The organism is Parvibaculum sp. (assembly GCF_049671045.1).
Lineage (GTDB): Bacteria > Pseudomonadota > Alphaproteobacteria > Parvibaculales > Parvibaculaceae > Parvibaculum.
The window spans coordinates 1-16,757 of sequence record NZ_JBATUH010000107.1 but is presented as its reverse complement, the minus strand read 5'-3'; the positions used below and the strand labels follow the sequence as shown (position 1 = coordinate 16,757).

16 protein-coding genes and 1 pseudogene are annotated in these 16,757 nt (G+C 65.1%); 9 read left to right on the top strand and 8 right to left on the bottom strand.

The features are described from left to right. From WBG82_RS12400 to WBG82_RS12390, 3 genes and pseudogenes are all read right to left on the bottom strand, one after another. Nucleotides 1-383: pseudogene (locus WBG82_RS12400) on the bottom strand (shikimate dehydrogenase); the annotation flags it as partial. Beyond that, nucleotides 380-982: a Maf family protein gene (locus tag WBG82_RS12395; RefSeq protein ID WP_424424831.1), complete on the bottom strand. Its 603-nt coding sequence runs from the start codon at nt 980-982 to the stop codon at nt 380-382. The gene WBG82_RS12395 and the pseudogene WBG82_RS12400, both read right to left, overlap by 4 nt. Nucleotides 983-992: 10 nt before the next feature. Next, a complete protein-coding gene (locus WBG82_RS12390) occupies nt 993-1,817 on the bottom strand; it encodes a pyruvate, water dikinase regulatory protein (RefSeq protein WP_324301156.1) in 825 nt (274 codons plus the stop codon). Between the two features lie 561 nt (nt 1,818-2,378). On the opposite strand from WBG82_RS12390, the gene hemE reads away from it, so the two are divergent. From hemE to rho, 4 genes are all read left to right on the top strand, one after another. After that, nucleotides 2,379-3,422, top strand: coding sequence for a uroporphyrinogen decarboxylase (gene hemE, locus WBG82_RS12385; RefSeq protein ID WP_424424830.1), 1,044 nt, complete (start codon nt 2,379-2,381; stop codon nt 3,420-3,422). Further along, nucleotides 3,419-4,444, top strand: coding sequence for a ferrochelatase (gene hemH / locus WBG82_RS12380; protein WP_424424829.1), 1,026 nt, complete (start codon nt 3,419-3,421; stop codon nt 4,442-4,444). The genes hemE and hemH overlap by 4 nt, the downstream gene beginning before the upstream one ends. Next, on the top strand, nt 4,444-4,890 hold the full coding sequence (gene hemJ, locus WBG82_RS12375; protein WP_424424828.1) for a protoporphyrinogen oxidase HemJ: 447 nt from the start codon (nt 4,444-4,446) through the stop codon (nt 4,888-4,890). The genes hemH and hemJ overlap by 1 nt, the downstream gene beginning before the upstream one ends. Before the next feature lie 269 nt (nt 4,891-5,159). Continuing rightward, nucleotides 5,160-6,425: a transcription termination factor Rho gene (rho, locus tag WBG82_RS12370; protein WP_324301165.1), complete on the top strand. Its 1,266-nt coding sequence runs from the start codon at nt 5,160-5,162 to the stop codon at nt 6,423-6,425. Between the two features lie 90 nt (nt 6,426-6,515). Here the strand turns inward: rho and WBG82_RS12365 are convergent, their stop codons facing one another. The 4 genes from WBG82_RS12365 to WBG82_RS12350 form a co-directional block, all read right to left on the bottom strand. After that, complete coding sequence (locus WBG82_RS12365) at nt 6,516-7,487, bottom strand: quinone oxidoreductase family protein (protein ID WP_424424827.1); 972 nt, start codon at nt 7,485-7,487, stop codon at nt 6,516-6,518. A gap of 23 nt (nt 7,488-7,510) precedes the next feature. Continuing rightward, nucleotides 7,511-8,134 carry a LysE family translocator gene (locus tag WBG82_RS12360; RefSeq protein ID WP_424424826.1) on the bottom strand — a complete coding sequence of 208 codons (624 nt, stop codon included), beginning with the start codon at nt 8,132-8,134 and terminating at the stop codon, nt 7,511-7,513. Nucleotides 8,135-8,188: 54 nt separating this feature from the next. Beyond that, complete coding sequence (locus WBG82_RS12355; protein WP_424424825.1) at nt 8,189-8,881, bottom strand: dienelactone hydrolase family protein; 693 nt, start codon at nt 8,879-8,881, stop codon at nt 8,189-8,191. Between the two features lie 161 nt (nt 8,882-9,042). Beyond that, entirely contained in the window at nt 9,043-9,225 is a 183-nt protein-coding gene (locus WBG82_RS12350) for a hypothetical protein (protein WP_424424824.1), read from the bottom strand. 99 nt (nt 9,226-9,324) lie between these two features. On the opposite strand from WBG82_RS12350, the gene gcvA reads away from it, so the two are divergent. Beyond that, complete coding sequence (gcvA, locus tag WBG82_RS12345) at nt 9,325-10,284, top strand: transcriptional regulator GcvA (RefSeq protein ID WP_424424823.1); 960 nt, start codon at nt 9,325-9,327, stop codon at nt 10,282-10,284. On the opposite strand, the gene WBG82_RS12340 is transcribed toward gcvA, so the two are convergent. Beyond that, entirely contained in the window at nt 10,232-12,256 is a 2,025-nt protein-coding gene (locus WBG82_RS12340) for a thioredoxin domain-containing protein (RefSeq protein ID WP_424424822.1), read from the bottom strand. The two genes, gcvA and WBG82_RS12340, sit on opposite strands and share 53 nt — an antisense overlap. A gap of 123 nt (nt 12,257-12,379) precedes the next feature. Here WBG82_RS12340 and WBG82_RS12335 point away from each other — a divergent pair, with 123 nt between their 5' ends. The 4 genes from WBG82_RS12335 to rsmG all read left to right on the top strand — a co-directional run. Next, the gene (locus tag WBG82_RS12335; RefSeq protein WP_424424821.1) at nt 12,380-12,676 is read left to right on the top strand and encodes a DUF6489 family protein; all 297 of its coding nucleotides are present in this window, start codon (nt 12,380-12,382) and stop codon (nt 12,674-12,676) included. A 99-nt stretch (nt 12,677-12,775) separates the two neighbouring features. Then, nucleotides 12,776-14,098 carry a tRNA uridine-5-carboxymethylaminomethyl(34) synthesis GTPase MnmE gene (gene mnmE, locus WBG82_RS12330; RefSeq protein WP_424424820.1) on the top strand — a complete coding sequence of 441 codons (1,323 nt, stop codon included), beginning with the start codon at nt 12,776-12,778 and terminating at the stop codon, nt 14,096-14,098. 135 nt (nt 14,099-14,233) lie between these two features. Further along, complete coding sequence (gene mnmG, locus WBG82_RS12325; protein ID WP_424424819.1) at nt 14,234-16,099, top strand: tRNA uridine-5-carboxymethylaminomethyl(34) synthesis enzyme MnmG; 1,866 nt, start codon at nt 14,234-14,236, stop codon at nt 16,097-16,099. Between the two features lie 87 nt (nt 16,100-16,186). Beyond that, the coding region (rsmG, locus tag WBG82_RS12320) for a 16S rRNA (guanine(527)-N(7))-methyltransferase RsmG (protein ID WP_424424818.1) at nt 16,187-16,757 on the top strand (571 nt) is incomplete at its 3' end.

The following is a 16,757-nucleotide window of genomic DNA, read 5'->3' as shown; positions in this document are numbered from 1 at the left end:
GGGCCCGCCGCCGCGCGCCAGCCGCATGCGCGCTCCTTCAGATTGGCGATGAAGCCGTAACCGTCCGTGTTGCGACCTTCGAGGCCCTGAGGCGTCGTGACGATGGTGTTGACGGCCTTGAGCCTCAGCGCCATGCCGTCGTGGCGGGCGAGGGCGGCAAAGGCCGCTTCCTTGTGCGGCACCGTCACATTGGCGCCGATATAGCCGAGTTCGGGCAGGCGATGAAGCGTCGCCACGAAGTCTTCCGGCGGCACGGCCAGACGTTCGTAAAGCGCATTCTCGATGCCATAGGTCCTGATCCAGTGATTGTGGATCAGGGGCGAGCGCGAATGGGTGATGGGCCAGCCGATGACGCAGACCTTCCTGATCGCCGGAGGTGTCATGAGAGCGCGGCTCCGCGTTCACGAAGCTCCGCCAGAAGCGGCAGAAGCGGCAGGCCCAGAATGGTGAAGTAGTCGCCCTCGATCCGCTCGAAGAGCTGGATGCCCGGGCCCTCGAGCTGATAGCAGCCGACGCTGGTTTTCACCTTTTCGCCCAGCGTCTTCAGATACCAGTCGAGAAAGCCGTCGGAGAAATCGCGCATGGCGAGATCGGCGCGGGCGGAATGGCCCCAGACCACATCTCCGTCGAGCGCCAGGACCACGGCGCTGTGAAGCGTGTGTGTGCGGCCGCGCAGAAAGAGAAGATTGGCGCGCGCTTCGATCATGTCGCGCGGCTTATCGAAGCGGCGCGTCTCGCAGGACATGATCTGGTCGGCGCCGATGACGAGCGCGCCCGGCTCCGCGCGGCTGACGGCCAGTGCCTTTTCCTCGGCAAGCCGCAGCGCCAGCGCATCTGTGTCGCCATCGTCGGTACTGCCGGCAAAGCTCTTCTTCACCGCGTCTTCGTCCACGCGCGAATCCCGGACGTGAAAATCAAGACCTGCCTGGCGCAGAAGGCTCGCCCGGACGGCGCTGGCGGATGCGAGGATGAGCAGGGACATGGGGATCGCCTCAGAGAACTTTCTGGCGTTCATTGTAAAGATTGAGGACGGCGGCGGCCGTTTCCTCGATCGAGCGGCGGGTCACGTCGATAACCGGCCAACCGTTCCGTGCACAGAGCTTTCTCGCAAAGGCGACTTCGCTGTCGACCGTCTCACGGTCGACATAGCTCGTATCCGTCTTTTCCTGAAGCGAGAGGAGGCGGTTCTTGCGGATCTGGATGAGACGTTCCGGGCTCGTCGTCAGGCCAACGATGAGGGGATGGGTCGCCGTTTCGAGATCGGGCGGCAGGGGCACGTTGGGCACGATCGGCACATTCGCCGCCTTGATGCCGCGATTGGCGAGATAGATGCAGGTCGGCGTTTTCGAGGTGCGGCTGACGCCGACGAGAATGATGTCGGCAAGGTCGAGATCGCCGGCCGACTGCCCGTCATCATGGGCCATGGTGTAGTTCAGCGCCTCGATGCGGCCGAAATATTCCGCATCCATCGCATGCTGAAGGCCGGGCTTGTGCGAGGATTTCTTGCCGAGATAGGCGCCGAGCGCGCCCATGACGGGATCAAGCACCGAAATGCAGGGCGTCTGGAGTTCGAGGCAGCGCTCCTCCAGCCGCTTGCGCAATTCGTCATTGACCATGGTGAACATGACGATGCCGGGCGAATTCTCGATTTCGGCCAGCACGCGGTCGAGCTGCTTCGGCCCTCTCACCAGCGCATAGACATGCTCGATGGGCTGGGCGTCCTCATATTGGGCGCAGGCCGCGCGCGCGACCGCGTTCAGCGTTTCGCCGGTCGCGTCGGATACCAGATGAAGATGAAAAACGCGCTTCGATGCCATGCCACTCGCCGTGCCTCTCCCCTGGACTTGAGCCGTCCCGGGCGGGGCTCAAGTTATCGGGGGCGGTGTTGCGGTTCCAGCTAATTTGGCGGGGACCGCGGGGCCCAGGAGGAACATGGGCAGGAGCCTGTGGAAATCTGTGATCAACGGGCGTAACCGGCCGTTTTCGAAGGCGGCGCGTTCCGCCATGCACGCTTCGCCTTATCGCTCCCCCCATTCGCCCTCCGGTGAGCAGAAAACGCAGGCCGCCCCCTTTTTCTGTGAATAAAAAACGGCGCGCCCGGCACTTTGCCTTCGTCCACCTGATTCACATTTATCCACAGCGGACGATCCACATGGCGGGGGCGCGCGTAATCTGGCGCGGCGTTCTGTCTCGACGAAGATTTGCACAGATGCCGGTATGGAATGCGATGATGAAGAAAATTTCCCGCGGCCCGGGTCTTTTGTGGATGAAAATGCCTGAAGGATGCCTGATCTTTTGATCCCCGGCTTCCACAGCTATCTTCTACTACCCCCACCTAGATTCTAATCTTTCTTGGAGTGAGCGAAGCTGTGAATGACGTGACCGGAACCAAGGCAAAGCGGCTGATCCGCGCCCTCAATGGCGAGGCGACAGATCGCGCGCCGATCTGGTTGATGCGCCAGGCAGGACGCTATCTCCCCGAATACCGGAAAGTGCGGGCGGAGGCGGGAAGCTTTCTCGATCTCTGCTACACACCGACGCTTGCCGAAGAGGTGACGCTCCAGCCCATCCGGCGCTATGGCTTCGATGCGGCGATCCTCTTTTCCGACATTCTCGTCGTGCCGGACGCGCTCGGCCAGAAGGTTGCCTTCAGGGAAGGCGAGGGACCTGTGCTCGATCCGATCACAAGGGCCGAACAGATCGACGAACTCGATGGAAGCGCGGTCGTCGAACGGCTTCAGCCCGTTTATGAGACCGTCCGGCGTCTGAAGGCGAGCCTGCCCACGGAGACGGCGCTTATCGGCTTTGCGGGCGCGCCCTGGACGGTCGCGACCTATATGGTCGGCGGGCGCGGTTCGGCCGATCAGGCGGCGGCGAAGCTCTGGGCCTATCGCGCGCCGGGCGAATTCCAGAAGCTCATCGACCTTCTCGTCCGCGCGACGATCTCGCATCTCATCGCCCAGGTCGAGGCGGGAGCCGAGGTTGTGCAGATCTTCGACACCTGGGCGGGAAGCCTTCCCGAAGAGCAGTTCCGCCGCTTCTCGATCGAGCCGACACGGGCGATCGTCAAGGCGCTTCACCAGCGCTTTCCCGACTTGCCGGTCATCGGCTTTCCGCGCGGCGCGGGCGCGCTCGCCATCGACTATACGCGCGAGACGAGCATTTCGGGCGTAAGCCTCGATACGGGCGTTTCCGTGGGCTGGGCGCGCGAAGCGTTGCAGACGCTCGCCTGCCTTCAGGGCAATCTCGATCCGCTTCTGCTAGTCGCCGGCGGCGATGAAATGCGCCGCGCGGTCGGAAACATCATCGGCACGCTCGAAGGAGGCCCGTTCATCTTCAATCTCGGCCACGGCATCGTTCCCCAGACGCCGCCGGACCATGTGGCCGAGCTCGTCGAAACCGTGCGCGGGTGGAAGGGATGACAGAGCCGCGCCGGAAGATCGCGGTCGTTCTCTTCAATCTCGGCGGACCGGACGGGCCCGACGCGGTGGAGCCTTTCCTTTTCAATCTCTTCAACGATCCGGCGATCATCCGCGTCCCGCAGCCCTTGCGCTGGCTCATCGCGAAGCTCGTCTCGCGCCGGCGAGCGCCTGTGGCGCAGGAGATCTATGCAAAACTCGGCGGCGGCTCGCCGCTCGTGCCGCTGACGGAGAGACAGGCCCGCGCCCTCGAAGATGCGCTGAGCGGCGAGTTCGAGGCGCGCGCCTTCATCGCCATGCGCTACTGGAAGCCCTTCGCGGGTGATGCGGCGCGGGCGGTGAAGGCCTGGGCGCCCGACGAGATCGTTCTTCTGCCGCTCTATCCCCAATATTCGACGACGACGACGGCTTCCTCGCTCAAGGACTGGAAACGCGCGGCGAAGGCCGCGGGCCTCTCCGCGCCCTCGCGGACGATTTGCTGCTATCCGCTCGCGGAAGGGTTCATCGCCGCTCATGCGAGGCTTCTCGGCGAGGCACTTGGCAGTTTCGGGCCGGGGGGGGCCCCGCGCGTCCTCTTCTCCGCCCATGGGCTCCCCAAGCGCGTGGTCGAGGCGGGCGACCCCTATCAGCGCCAGGTCGAGGAGAGCTGCCGGGCCATCGTTGCGGCGCTCGGGATCGAGGGGCTCGACTGGGTGACCTGCTATCAGAGCCGGGTGGGCCCCCTCGAATGGATCGGGCCGGCGACGGATGCGGAAATCGAGCGGGCGGGGCGTGAGGGCAGGAGCCTCGTCGTCGTGCCGGTCGCCTTCGTCTCGGAACATTCCGAAACGCTGGTCGAGCTCGACATCGAATACCGGCATCTCGCCGAAAGAGCGGGCGTGCCGTGCTATGTGCGGGTGGCGGCGCTCGGGACGGAGCCGGGCTTCATCGGCGCGCTGGCGCAGCTCGTTCGCGAGGCGCAAAGCCATGAGGGGGTCTACTGTCCGGAGGAAGCGGCCGGGCGGCCTTGCGGGGAGGAAGGGTGATGGCGGAGTTTCTCGGTGAGCACTATCTCTGGATCAAGGCGCTCCACATCATCTCGGTGATCTTCTGGATGGCGGGCATGGCCTATCTGCCCCGCCTCTTCGTCTATCACGCGGAGGCCGAGCCCGGCTCGGAGAAGTCCGAGACCTTCAAGGTCATGGAACGGCGGCTCCTTCGGGGCATCATCAACCCGGCGATGATCGCGACGTTCACCTTTGGCGGGCTCATGCTCTGGGCGAACCCGGCGCTCCTGTCGCAGGGCTGGATGCACGCCAAGCTCTTCCTGATTTTCGTCATGTCGGCGCTGCACGGGTTTTTTGCCAGATGGCGCAAGGACTTCGACGCCGACAGCAACCGGAGGCCCGCCCGTTTCTACCGCATCGTCAACGAGGCGCCGCCCGTCCTCGTCGTCTTCATCGTCATTCTGGTCATCGTGAAGCCGTTCTAGATTTTGTTTGAAATCGGGAAGCTCTGGCTTTATATGCTTTGAAAAGCCGGAGTTCTTCCGGCGGTCTTCCTGACGTTCCAGAACCGGTCCCCGCTGAGCCCTTCGGGGTCGAGAGCAGATCGGTGGAGCGAAACCCGGGCGCCCGGAGCGCGTTGAGGCAGGTAAGGCAGAAGGGTTTTCCCCCCAACTTCGCGTTTCGCATTCATCCGAATTCCCGCCAAATTTTCCGATAGCCCCCAGCGGGCTTCCCAAGAAAGCATCCATAGCCAATGCCGCAGATCAAACTGCAGGACCTCAAGGCCAAATCCCCGACGGAACTTCTGAGCCTCGCCGAAGAGCTTCAGGTCGAAAACGCCTCGACGCTCAGGACGCAGGACATGATGTTCGCGATCCTCAAGCAATATGCCGAGCAGAATATCGACATCATCGGCGAGGGCGTCGTCGAGGTGCTGCCCGACGGTTTCGGCTTCCTGCGTTCGCCCGAAGCGAACTACCTGCCCGGTCCTGACGACATCTATGTGTCGCCCTCGCAGATCCGCCGCTTCTCGCTCCGCACGGGCGACACGGTGGAAGGCGAAATCCGCAGCCCCAAGGACGGCGAGCGCTATTTCGCGCTCCTCAAGGTCAGCACCGTCAATTTCGAGAGCCCCGACAAGGCGCGCCACAAGGTCCATTTCGACAATCTCACCCCGCTCTATCCGGACGAGAAGCTCGAGATGGAGGTGGACGATCCGACGCTGAAGGACAAATCCTCGCGCGTGATCGACATCGTCGCGCCGCTCGGCAAGGGCCAGCGCGGCCTCATCGTCGCGCCGCCGCGCACCGGCAAGACGGTTCTGCTCCAGAACATCGCCCATTCGATCACGACCAACCATCCCGAGTGCTATCTGATCGTGCTGCTGATCGACGAACGGCCGGAAGAAGTCACCGACATGCAGCGCTCGGTGAAGGGCGAGGTCATCTCCTCCACCTTCGACGAGCCGGCGGCACGCCACGTCCAGGTCGCCGAAATGGTGATCGAGAAGGCCAAGCGCCTCGTCGAGCATGGCCGCGACGTCGTGATCCTTCTCGACTCGATCACCCGCCTCGGCCGCGCCTACAACACGGTGGTGCCGTCCTCGGGCAAGGTGCTCACCGGCGGCGTCGACGCCAATGCCCTCCAGCGGCCCAAGCGCTTCTTCGGCGCGGCGCGCAACATCGAGGAAGGCGGCTCGCTCACCATCATCGCCACCGCGCTCATCGACACCGGCTCGCGCATGGACGAAGTCATCTTCGAAGAGTTCAAGGGCACGGGTAACTCGGAAATCGTCCTCGACCGCAAGATCGCCGACAAGCGCGTCTTCCCGGCGATCGACATCATCAAGTCGGGCACTCGCAAGGAAGAGCTTCTGGTCGAGAAGGGCACGCTCTCGAAGATGTATGTGCTGCGCCGCATCCTCAATCCGATGGGCACGGTGGACGCGATCGAGTTCCTGCTCGACAAGCTCAAGCAGACGAAGAACAACGGCGAGTTCTTCGACTCCATGAATACGTGATCGCGCATTCCGGACGCGGAGAAGCGAAAGGGCGGCTCATGGAGCCGCCCTTTTTCATGACCGGGTGAGGCGCATGACGAATAAGGCCGGTCAGGGCACCAGCACCGTCGCGCCGGTCGTCTTGCGCGCCTCGAGGTCGCGATGGGCCTGCGCCGCGTCGGCGAGGCTGTAGCGCTGCTTCACCTCGATGCGGACGGCGCCCTTCGCCACCACGTCGAAGACATGGGCGCCGATGGCGGCATAATCCTCGGGCGAGGCAGCATAGGTCGCAAGTGTCGGGCGCGTCACATAGAGCGAGCCTTTCGCGGCGAGGATGCCGAGATCGACGCCGGTGACGGGTCCCGAGGCATTACCGAAAGAGACGAGGAGGCCGCGGGGCGCGAGGCAATCGAGCGAGGCGAGGAACGTGTCCTTGCCGACGCCGTCATAGACGACCGGAACTTTCCGGCCGCCGGTGATTTCGGCCACGCGCGCGGCGACATTCTCCTTGCGGTAGTTGATGACGTGGTCGCAGCCATGGGCGCGGGCGATGGCGGCCTTGTCGTCGGAGCCGACCGTGCCGATGACGGTGGCGCCGATATGCTTCGCCCATTGCGTGGCGATGAGGCCGACGCCGCCCGCTGCCGCGTGCCAGAGAATGGTCTGGCCCTTCTCGACCCTGAAGGTGCGGAAAAGGAGATATTCGGCGGTCGCGCCCTTGAGGAGGAGGGCGGCGGCTTCCTCGTCGCCGACGCCCGCGGGAAGCGGAAGCGCGCGCGCGGCGGGCACATTCGTCGCCTCGGCATAGGCGCCGGCGCTGTTATAGGCGACGCGGTCGCCGGGCTTGAGGTTCATCACGCCCCGGCCGACCGCCTCGACGACGCCCGCCGCCTCGCTGCCGAGAATGGCCGGCAGCTTCGCCGGATAGAGGCCCGAGCGGAAATAGGTCTCGACGAAATTGAGGCCGATGGCGCGATTACGGACGCGGACCTCGCCAGCCGCAGGCTCGGGAAGGTCGATCTCCTCATGGCGGAGAACTTCCGGCCCGCCTGTTTCATGGACGCGGATGGCTTTGATCTTCATGGGACGTTCCTTCGATGGAGTGTTCAACGGCGGGCGAGCGCGAGCGCAAGGCCAGTGCCCGCGAGCACGAGCCCGGTGATCTTGTTGCGCAGGAATTGCGCGCGCGGATTTCTGAGATAGGGCGCGAGACGTCCGGCGGCGACGGCATAGGTGCCGTCGGAGATGGCGCCGAGAAGGACGAAGCTCACCGCGAGCAGGACGAGCTGCGGCATGGCGGCATGCGCCGGATCTATGAACTGCGGAAAGAAGGCGGCGTAGAAGGCGAGCGTCTTCGGATTGGTGAGCGAGATGAAGAGGCCGCGCCGGTAGAGCACGGCGGGCCTGATGCGGGGCGAGGCGGCGGCAATCGCATCGTCGTGCTCGACGGGCGCGCGCCAGGCGGAGATGCCGAGCCAGACGAGATAGGCCGCGCCGATGAGCTTCAGCACATCCGCCCAGCCGCCAAGCGCCGCGAGAAGCGGCGCAAGGCCCGCGACGACAAGAACCATGTGAATGGTGAGCGCGCTTGTCGAGCCCGCAAGCCCGATCAGCGCGTCGCGCGGTCCCTGCCGGATGCCGGTGGCGACGAGATAGGTGACGACCGGGCCCGGCACAACACAGAGAATGAGGGTCGCGGCTAGAAAGGCGAGATAAAGCTCGAGCGACATTTGTCCGCTCCGGGGTGACCGGCGGCGCAGGGCGCGCCGCCGGAGATCAGCGGCTCAGCCCAGATGCTTCTTGAAGAAGGCGAGGCTGCGGGCATTGGCCTCGTCGGCCGACTGCTTGTTGTAGTGCTGGCCGCCGGGGCGGGCGAAGGCGTGATCATCCTCCGGATACTGATAGATGGTGACGTGCGAATTGCCCTTGAGACCGGCGACGATCTCTTTCTGCGCCTCGGCCGGGACGAATTCGTCCTTGCCGGCGATATGCAGGATGAGCGGCTTTTTGATGCCGGAGGCATCGGCGAGACGGTTCTGGATGTTGACGCCGTAATAGCCGACCGAGGCGTCGCTGTCGGTGTGGCAGGCGGTGAGATAGGCAAGCTGGCCGCCGAGGCAGTAGCCGACGGCGCCGACCTTGCCGGTGGTCATCGGCCGGAGGGTGCGGATGGTCGCGGCGATGTCGACGATGCCCTTCTCGACATCGAACTTGCCGAAAAGCTCGAACGCCTTTTTCCACTCGGCTTCGGTCTTGTCGGTGATGTCGATGCCGGGCTCGATGCGCCAGAAGAGATCGGGCGCGAGCGCGACGAAGCCTTCCGAGGCCAGCCAGTCGCAGCGGTCGCGGATCACTTCGTTGACGCCGAAGATCTCCTGAATGACGACCACGCCAGGGCCCTTGCCGGATTTCGGCTTTGCGAGATAGCCCGCGAAGGAACCGTCAGGGCCGTTGATGGAAATGGTTTCGCCGCTCATGTGAGCCTCCTCGCGCAAATCGGAATGGATATGGCGAGGACTTTAGTGTGTGCGCCGCGGAAGGGATACCGGTTTTGGCGCTGGGCCGACACTGGGCCGACACTGGGCCGGCGCGGGGACGGGAGCGGCTCGGGCGGCAGGGCCGCCCCGCCCGCATCCGGTCAGATGCGGGTGTCGGCGGCCTTGTTGGAGGGCGTCAGCTTCTTCGTCGCGACGGCGGCCGAAAGCTTCTCCGCGTTGTGGCGGCGGGGCATCCGGCGGGGGGATGTCTCCGCGCCGAATGCACCCATGGCGACGCGCAGCGCATCGACATAGGAGCGGGCATAGAGACCTACAGTGTTCATTTTACTCACCATTGTTTTAGGGTTATCCGGAAAATGGTGTTTTCAACGCAAAAGATCAAACGATGACTTTTCACAACAGCTGTGAGAATATCTCACATCATGAGCATTCGCCGCCTGCCGCCTCTCAACGCGCTCAAGGCCTTCGAGGCCGCTGCCCGCCATGGAAGCTTCTCCCGCGCGGCCGAGGAGCTGCATGTCACTCATGCGGCGGTCAGCCATCAGGTGAGGGCGCTTGAGGAAGAAGCGGGGATGGCGCTTTTTCACCGGACGGGCAGGGCCGTCGAGCTGACCGATGCGGGGCGGGCGCTGCTTCCCGTGTTGTCGCAAGCCTTCGACCAGATCGCCGAAGGCTGGGCTCAGGCGCTCGGCCAGGAGGGCGGGCCTCTCACAGTTTCCGTCGAGCCGTCATTTGCCGCGCGCTGGCTCGTGCTCAGGCTTGGCAAGTTCTATCGCGCTCATCCCGAAATCGAGTTGAGGCTTCTGCCATCCTCCGAGGTCATCGACTTCGAGCGGCAGAACATTGATCTCGGCATACGCTACGGGCTTGGCGGGTGGAGCGACGTCATTTCCGAAAAGCTGTTCGAGGCGACGGTCTATCCCGTGTGCAGCCCGCTCCTCATCGACCCGAAAAAGCCGCTCCGCACGCCCGAGGATCTGCGCCACTATCCGCTTCTCCATGAGGAAACGATGGGCCATTGGCTCGTCTGGCTGGAGGCGGCGGGGGTCAGAAATCCGAAATGGGCGGCGCGCGGGCCGCTCTTCATCGAAGCCTCGCTGGCTTTGCAGGCCGCGGCCGCGGGCCAGGGCGTGGCGCTCGCCAATGACGCGCTGGCCATGACCGATCTCGCGGAAGGCCGGCTCGTGCGGCTCTTCGATCTCGAAGTGCCGGACGAGGAAGCCTATTGGCTCGTCTATCCGCAGCGCAGCGCCCGGAAGCCGAAGGTGCAGGCCTTCCGCAACTGGATTCGCGGCGAGGCGGGGCTTCTGCCGGCCGAGATCGCCGGGCTCAAGGAGCGCGGGCGCGCGAAAGCTCGGCGGCAAGCGCCTGAGGATCGGTGATCGGCAGCGAGCAGGTCTCGCCCCGGCAGACATAGGCGGTGGGCTTGCCCACGACCGCGTGTTTGCCCGAGGCGGGGTGGCCGGGCGGGAGCGCCGCGCCATCCTCGACGATGGAGAGGATGCGCGTCGGCAGGGAGAGGCCGAAGACCGCGCCGGCGAGATCCCGCGTCGCCTCCCTCGATCCGATGAGCACGATCTGAAGCGGCCAGAAGCGCGTCTCGAGGCTTGAGAGATAGGAGCCGAGCGGGAAGATGTTGCGGGCAAGCTCGCCCGCAAAGGCGCGGATGACCTCGTCGGCGCGGCGGAGATATTCGTCGTGCCCTGTGAGAAGGGCGAGGCGCGTCAGCACGCCGGGGAGCGCACCGTTCGCCGCCGGGGTGGGATTGTCGGCGGCGGTGCGCGTCCTGACGATGAGGTCATGGGCGTCGTCGGCGGTAAAGAAATAGCCGCCATTGGCCTCGTCTCGGTAGTGGGCGTCGAGCTCGGCGATGAAGGCTTCGGCGGCGGCGAGGTAGGCCCCGTCCGCTGTTGCCTCCGCGAGAGCAAGTGCGGCGTCGGCCATATTGGCGAGATCGTCCGCCATGGCGCGGTGCCGGAGCTTTCCCTCCCGCCAGCTATGATGGAGGCGGCCACCGGCCACCATACGGGTCTTCACGAAGGCGAAGGCGCGGGCGGCGGCCCCGATCCAGTCCGGGCGCTCGAAGACCAGGCCCGCTTCGGCGAGAGCCGCGATCATCAGCCCGTTCCAGTCGGCGAGCACCTTGTCGTCGAAGCCGGGACGGATGCGCGCCGCGCGGGCGGCGAAGAGCCTTTCGCGCAAGGGGAGGAGGGCGGCTTCCTCGGCGTCGGAGAAGGGCGCCCCGGCGCGGGCGAGGCGGTTCAGAATGGTCTTGCCTTCCCAATTACCCGAGGCGCTCACGTCATAGGCGCGTTTGAAGAGAGGAGCGTCCGCGCCCAGCACGGCGTCGATTTCGGCCTCGCTCCAGACATAGAAGCGGCCTTCCTCGCCTTCGCTATCGGCATCGAGCGAGGCAGCGAAGCCGCCGCCCTCGACGGTCATTTCACGGAAGAGCCATTCGACCGTTTCGGCGGCGCGGCGGGCGTAAAGCGGCTTGCGCGTATCGGCCCAGACAAGGGCGAGAAGGCGCAGAAGGCCGGCATTGTCGTAAAGCATCTTCTCGAAATGCGGGACGAGCCAGCGCTCATCGACCGAATAGCGCGCGAAGCCGCCGCCGAGATGGTCATAGATCCCGCCTTCGCAGATGTGATCGAGCGCGCGCGTGACCGCCGCGCCCATATCGGCCTGGCCCGAGCGGAGATGCGAACGCCAGAGGAAAGAGAGAAGCGGCGTCTGGGGAAATTTCGGCGCGCCCCTGATGCCGCCATGAACGGGGTCCATGAGGCTCAGGAATTTCTCGGCCGCGACGTCGAGCACATGGGGGTTCGGCTCGCCCGGATAGGCGGCCGAAGACTGCTCGGCGAGCGAGCGGGCGAGGGCCGCCCGGTTCTGCTCGATCTTCTCCGGCTCGTCGCGGAAGAGGCGTGCGATCTCCTCGAGAATGGCGATGAAGCCGGGCCTCCCATAGGCGGGCTTCTTGGGAAAATAGGTGCCGCCCCAGAAGGGCTCGCCATCCGGCGTCAGAAACATGGTGAGCGGCCAGCCGCCCTGTTCGCCGAGGAGGTGCAGCGCCGTCATATAGATGGTGTCGATATCCGGCCGCTCCTCGCGGTCGACCTTGATCGAAACGAAGTGGCGGTTCATCACTTCCGCTACCTCGTCATCCTCGAAGCTCTCATGGGCCATGACATGGCACCAGTGGCAGGCGGCATAGCCGATGGAGAGCAGGATGGGCTTTCGTTCCGCCCGTGCTGCCACCAGCGCCGCCTCGCCCCAGGGCCGCCAATGGACCGGATTGTCCTTGTGCTGGAGAAGATAGGGGCTCGTTTCGAGATCGAGGAAATTGCGTGACATGCGGGCCTCCGGACGATTGACTGGAGCGCGATCGGTGAGATCCGCGGCGCTCGCGGGCCCCGCGCCGGGGCGACGCGGTTCATCCTTCTCCTCTAGCAGATTTGCGAACAGAAGAGATCAGCCATGAAAGTGACCATCGACGTCGATCTCACTCCCGAAGAAGCACGCCGCCTGATGGGGCTTCCCGATCTCGAACCGATGCAGCAGCGGCTTCTCGGCCAGCTCGAAAAGCAGCTCGCCTCGAACCTCGCCTATATCGACCCGGAAATGATCGTGAAGGCGATCCTGCCGGTGGGCGCGCAGGGGCTCGAACAATTCCAGAATCTGCTCTGGGGCATGGCGCGCTCGGCGGCCGGTGGCGGCGGCGCGGGCGGCAGCGCGGGCGGTGGAAAGAAGGGAGCCGGCCGCAAGGCTGGCTGACCTCGCGCCGGGCGATTAGAAGGCGTCGATTAGAACGAGCGACTCATCAGGCGGGCCGGCCGATCGCGCCGCCCGACCCATATTCAGGATCGATTCGGAGTGGAAACGATTTACGCCCTGTCGAGCGCCCAAGGGCGCGCCGGCGTCGCGGTCATTCGCATTTCTGGACGGGATACGGCCGCCGCCGTCGAGGCGTTGACCGGGCGAAGGCCGGGCGCGCCCCGCATGGCGGAGCTTCGGCATTTCCGCGATCCCGCCGACGGCTCACCGCTCGATCAGGGCTTGCTTATCTGGTTCGAGGGCCCGAGGAGTTTCACGGGCGAGGACGTGGCGGAGCTTCATCTTCATGGTGGACGGGCGGTTGTCGCGGGCATGCTCGCCGCGCTCGGGGGGCTGCCGGGCCTCAGGGTCGCCGAGCCCGGCGAGTTCACACGCCGCGCCTTCGAGAACGGGAAGCTCGATCTCACCGCGGCCGAGGGGCTCGCAGATCTCATCGACGCCGAGACCTCGGCCCAGCGGCGGCAGGCGCTTCGCCAGATGGAAGGGGCGCTCGGCGCTCTTTATGAAGGGTGGCGGGGCCGCCTCATCCGGGTGCTCGCCTATGCCGAGGCCGAGATCGACTTTCCCGATGAGGAGGAAGTTCCGGGAGATCTGACGGCCGAGCTCCAGCCGGAGATTGTGACGCTGATGTCGGAGATGCGCGCTCATCTCGATGATGGCGGGCGGGGGGAGAGGCTTCGCGAGGGCGTCGAAATCGCCATTGTCGGGCCGCCCAATGTCGGAAAGTCGAGCCTGCTCAACCGGCTCGCGAGGCGGGAGGCGGCGATCGTCTCGGACGAGGCGGGGACGACGCGCGACGTTCTGGAGGTCCGGCTCGATCTTGGTGGCGTTCCGGTGACGCTTGCCGACACCGCGGGTTTGCGGGAGGCGGCGGGCGCGATCGAGAGGGAAGGGGTGAAGCGGGCGCTTGCCAGGGCGGAGGCGGCCGATCTCCGGATCGTCGTCGCCGGGCTTCGCCCCGATGGCGGGCTTGATGGCGATTTCGGGCTCGCGCGCGAGGGCGACCTCAAGGTCATCAACAAGGCTGATCTCGGGTCCTGTGAGGGGGTGGCCGCCATTCCGGTTTCGGCGGCGACGGGATCGGGGCTCGAGGCCTTCGAGGCGGCGCTCGCCCGCGAGGTGGCGGCGCGGTTCGAGGCGAGCGAGCATCCGGTCATTACCCGTTCGCGGCACAGGGAGGGGCTCAAGGCTTGCGTTGAGGCGCTGGACCGGGCGCTTGGCGCGCTCCGGGCGGGAAGGGCGACGGAGCTTGTGGCGGAGGATCTGCGGCTCGCCGCCCGTTCCCTCGGCCGGATCACTGGACGAGTCGATGTCGAGGATCTTCTAGATGTGGTGTTCCGGGACTTCTGCATCGGCAAATAATGTTTCACGTGAAACATGGTCCGGGTTCACACGCGCCGAATCGCCATCCGCAAGACGGGAAGGCGCGAAAGGCTTTGACCGGCGAGACTGGCAGGCGGTAAAGCTCTTGCGCCATGGTCCGTAAGAGGCGGTGAAATGGGCATTTCGCATTACGATGTCATTGTGATCGGCGGCGGCCATGCCGGCTGCGAGGCGGCTTCGGCCGCGGCGCGGGCGGGTGCGCGCACGCTGCTTCTCACCCATCGCATCGATACGATTGGCGAGATGTCCTGCAATCCGGCCATTGGCGGCCTCGGCAAGGGACATCTCGTCCGGGAAATCGACGCGCTGGACGGGCTCATGGGCCGGGTTACGGATGCCGCCGGCATCCAGTTCCGGCTTCTCAATCGGCGGAAGGGCCCGGCCGTTCGCGGCCCGCGCGCCCAGGCCGACCGCAAACTCTACCGCCGAGCGATGCAGGCGGCGATCCTCGATCATCCCAATCTCGAAACCGTGGAAGGCGGGGTCAACGACCTCCTTATGGACGGCACTTCGGTCGCGGGGGTGGTTACGGAGGACGGGCGCCAGTTCCGGACAAGGCGCGTGGTCCTGACCACGGGCACCTTTCTGCGCGGAATGATTCATATTGGGACGAAGCGCATTCCGGCCGGGCGGGTCGGGGAGGCGCCGGCGCTCGGCCTGTCCGACCGGCTTTACGGTCTCGGTTTTCGGCTCGGGCGCCTCAAGACGGGGACACCGGCGCGGCTCGACCGGAATTCCATCGCCTGGGACGGTCTCGAGATCCAGCCCGGCGATACGCCGCCGGTGCCGTTCTCCTTCCTGACGCGGGAGATCACGACGCCGCAGGTCGATTGCCACATCACCCGGACGAGCGAGGCGGCCCATCGGATCATTGAGGACAACCTCAAATATTCGCCGGTTTATTCCGGCCAGATCGAGGGCATCGGGCCACGCTACTGCCCCTCCATCGAGGACAAGGTGGTTCGCTTCCGCGAGCGGCAGAGCCACCAGATCTTCCTTGAGCCGGAGGGTCTGGACGATGACACGATCTATCCGAACGGCATTTCGACCGCCTTGCCGGAGGAGGTTCAGCTTGCCTTCATGCGGACCATTCCGGGCCTCGAGCAGGTTCGGATGTTCAGGCCGGGCTATGCCATCGAATACGACTATATCGACCCTCGCGAATTGAGGCCGACGCTCGAGACGAATAAGGTCGAGGGGCTCTATCTCGCCGGGCAGATCAACGGGACGACCGGCTATGAGGAGGCGGGGGCGCAGGGACTGATCGCGGGAGCGAACGCGGCTCTGGCCGAGAAGGGCGGCGAGCCGCTCGTTTTCGACCGGGCGCAGGCCTATCTCGGCGTGCTGATCGACGATCTCATCACGCGGGGCGTCAGCGAGCCGTATCGGATGTTCACCTCGCGGGCGGAATACCGGCTTACGCTCCGGGCCGACAATGCCGACCAGCGGCTGACGGGGATCGGAATCGAAAAGGGGCTTGTGGGCGAGGAGAGGGCGGCGCGGTTCGCCTCGAAGATGGAAGCGCTTGGCGCGGCGCGATCTCTCGCTCGGCAGCTCCGGCTGACGCCGACGGAACTCGCGCGGCGCGGTTTCCGGATCAATCAGGACGGGGTGCCGCGGAGCGCGGCGGATTTGCTGGCCTATCCGGACATTGCGCTCGCCAATGTTCAGGGGCTTTGGCCGGAGCTTGCGGAGCTGGCGCCGGATGTCGCCGAACAGCTCGAGATCGACGCGCAATATGCCGGCTATCTCGATCGGCAGGAGGGTGATATCCGCGCCTTCCGCAAGGATGAGGGGCTGGCGCTGCCCGCCGATCTCGACTATTCGGCGATTCCCGGACTTTCGATCGAGGTTCGCCAGAGGCTCGCGCTGGCTAAGCCCGCGACGCTGGGGCAGGCGGCCCGGGTCGATGGCGTTACAGCCGCGGCCGTGACGACGCTACTTCTTCATGTCAAGCACGCCGCTCGGCATACAGTTTGAGCAGTAGGGCTTGGCATGACCCAAGATGTAGTGCAAGTCATTGATGCGGAATCCTTTTCGGCTGCATTCGCTGTTTCACGTGAAACAATGTCGCGATTGCAGACCTATGAATCCCTTCTGCGGAAATGGCAGAACTCGATCAATCTCGTCGCCAACTCCACGCTGAGCGATGTCTGGCGGCGGCATTTTCAGGATTCTGGCCAGCTTGCCGTCATGGTCCCGGAAACGGCGACCCGATGGCTCGATCTTGGAAGCGGTGGGGGGTTTCCCGGCCTGGTCGTCGCCATTCTTCTCCGCGACAGGCCCGGCTTCTCCATGCATCTCGTCGAGAGCGATCAGAGGAAGTGCATTTTTCTGCGGGAAGCGGCCCGGCTGACGGGCGCGCCTGTGACGGCGCATGCCTGCCGGATCGAGGATTTCCGGCCGGCGGAAGGCTGGCAGCCTGACGTCATCAGCGCCCGCGCGCTGGCGCCGCTGGAGAAATTGCTCCAATGGGCGTCACCTTTCTGGGGAAAAGCCACGATCGGGCTCTTTCTCAAGGGGCAGGGCGCCCCGGATGAATTGACGCAGGCGGCAAAAAAATGGATATTTGACCACGAAGCTATCGCCAGCCAATCCGATCCATCCGGAACGGTGCTGAAGCTTTGGGGGCTCCACC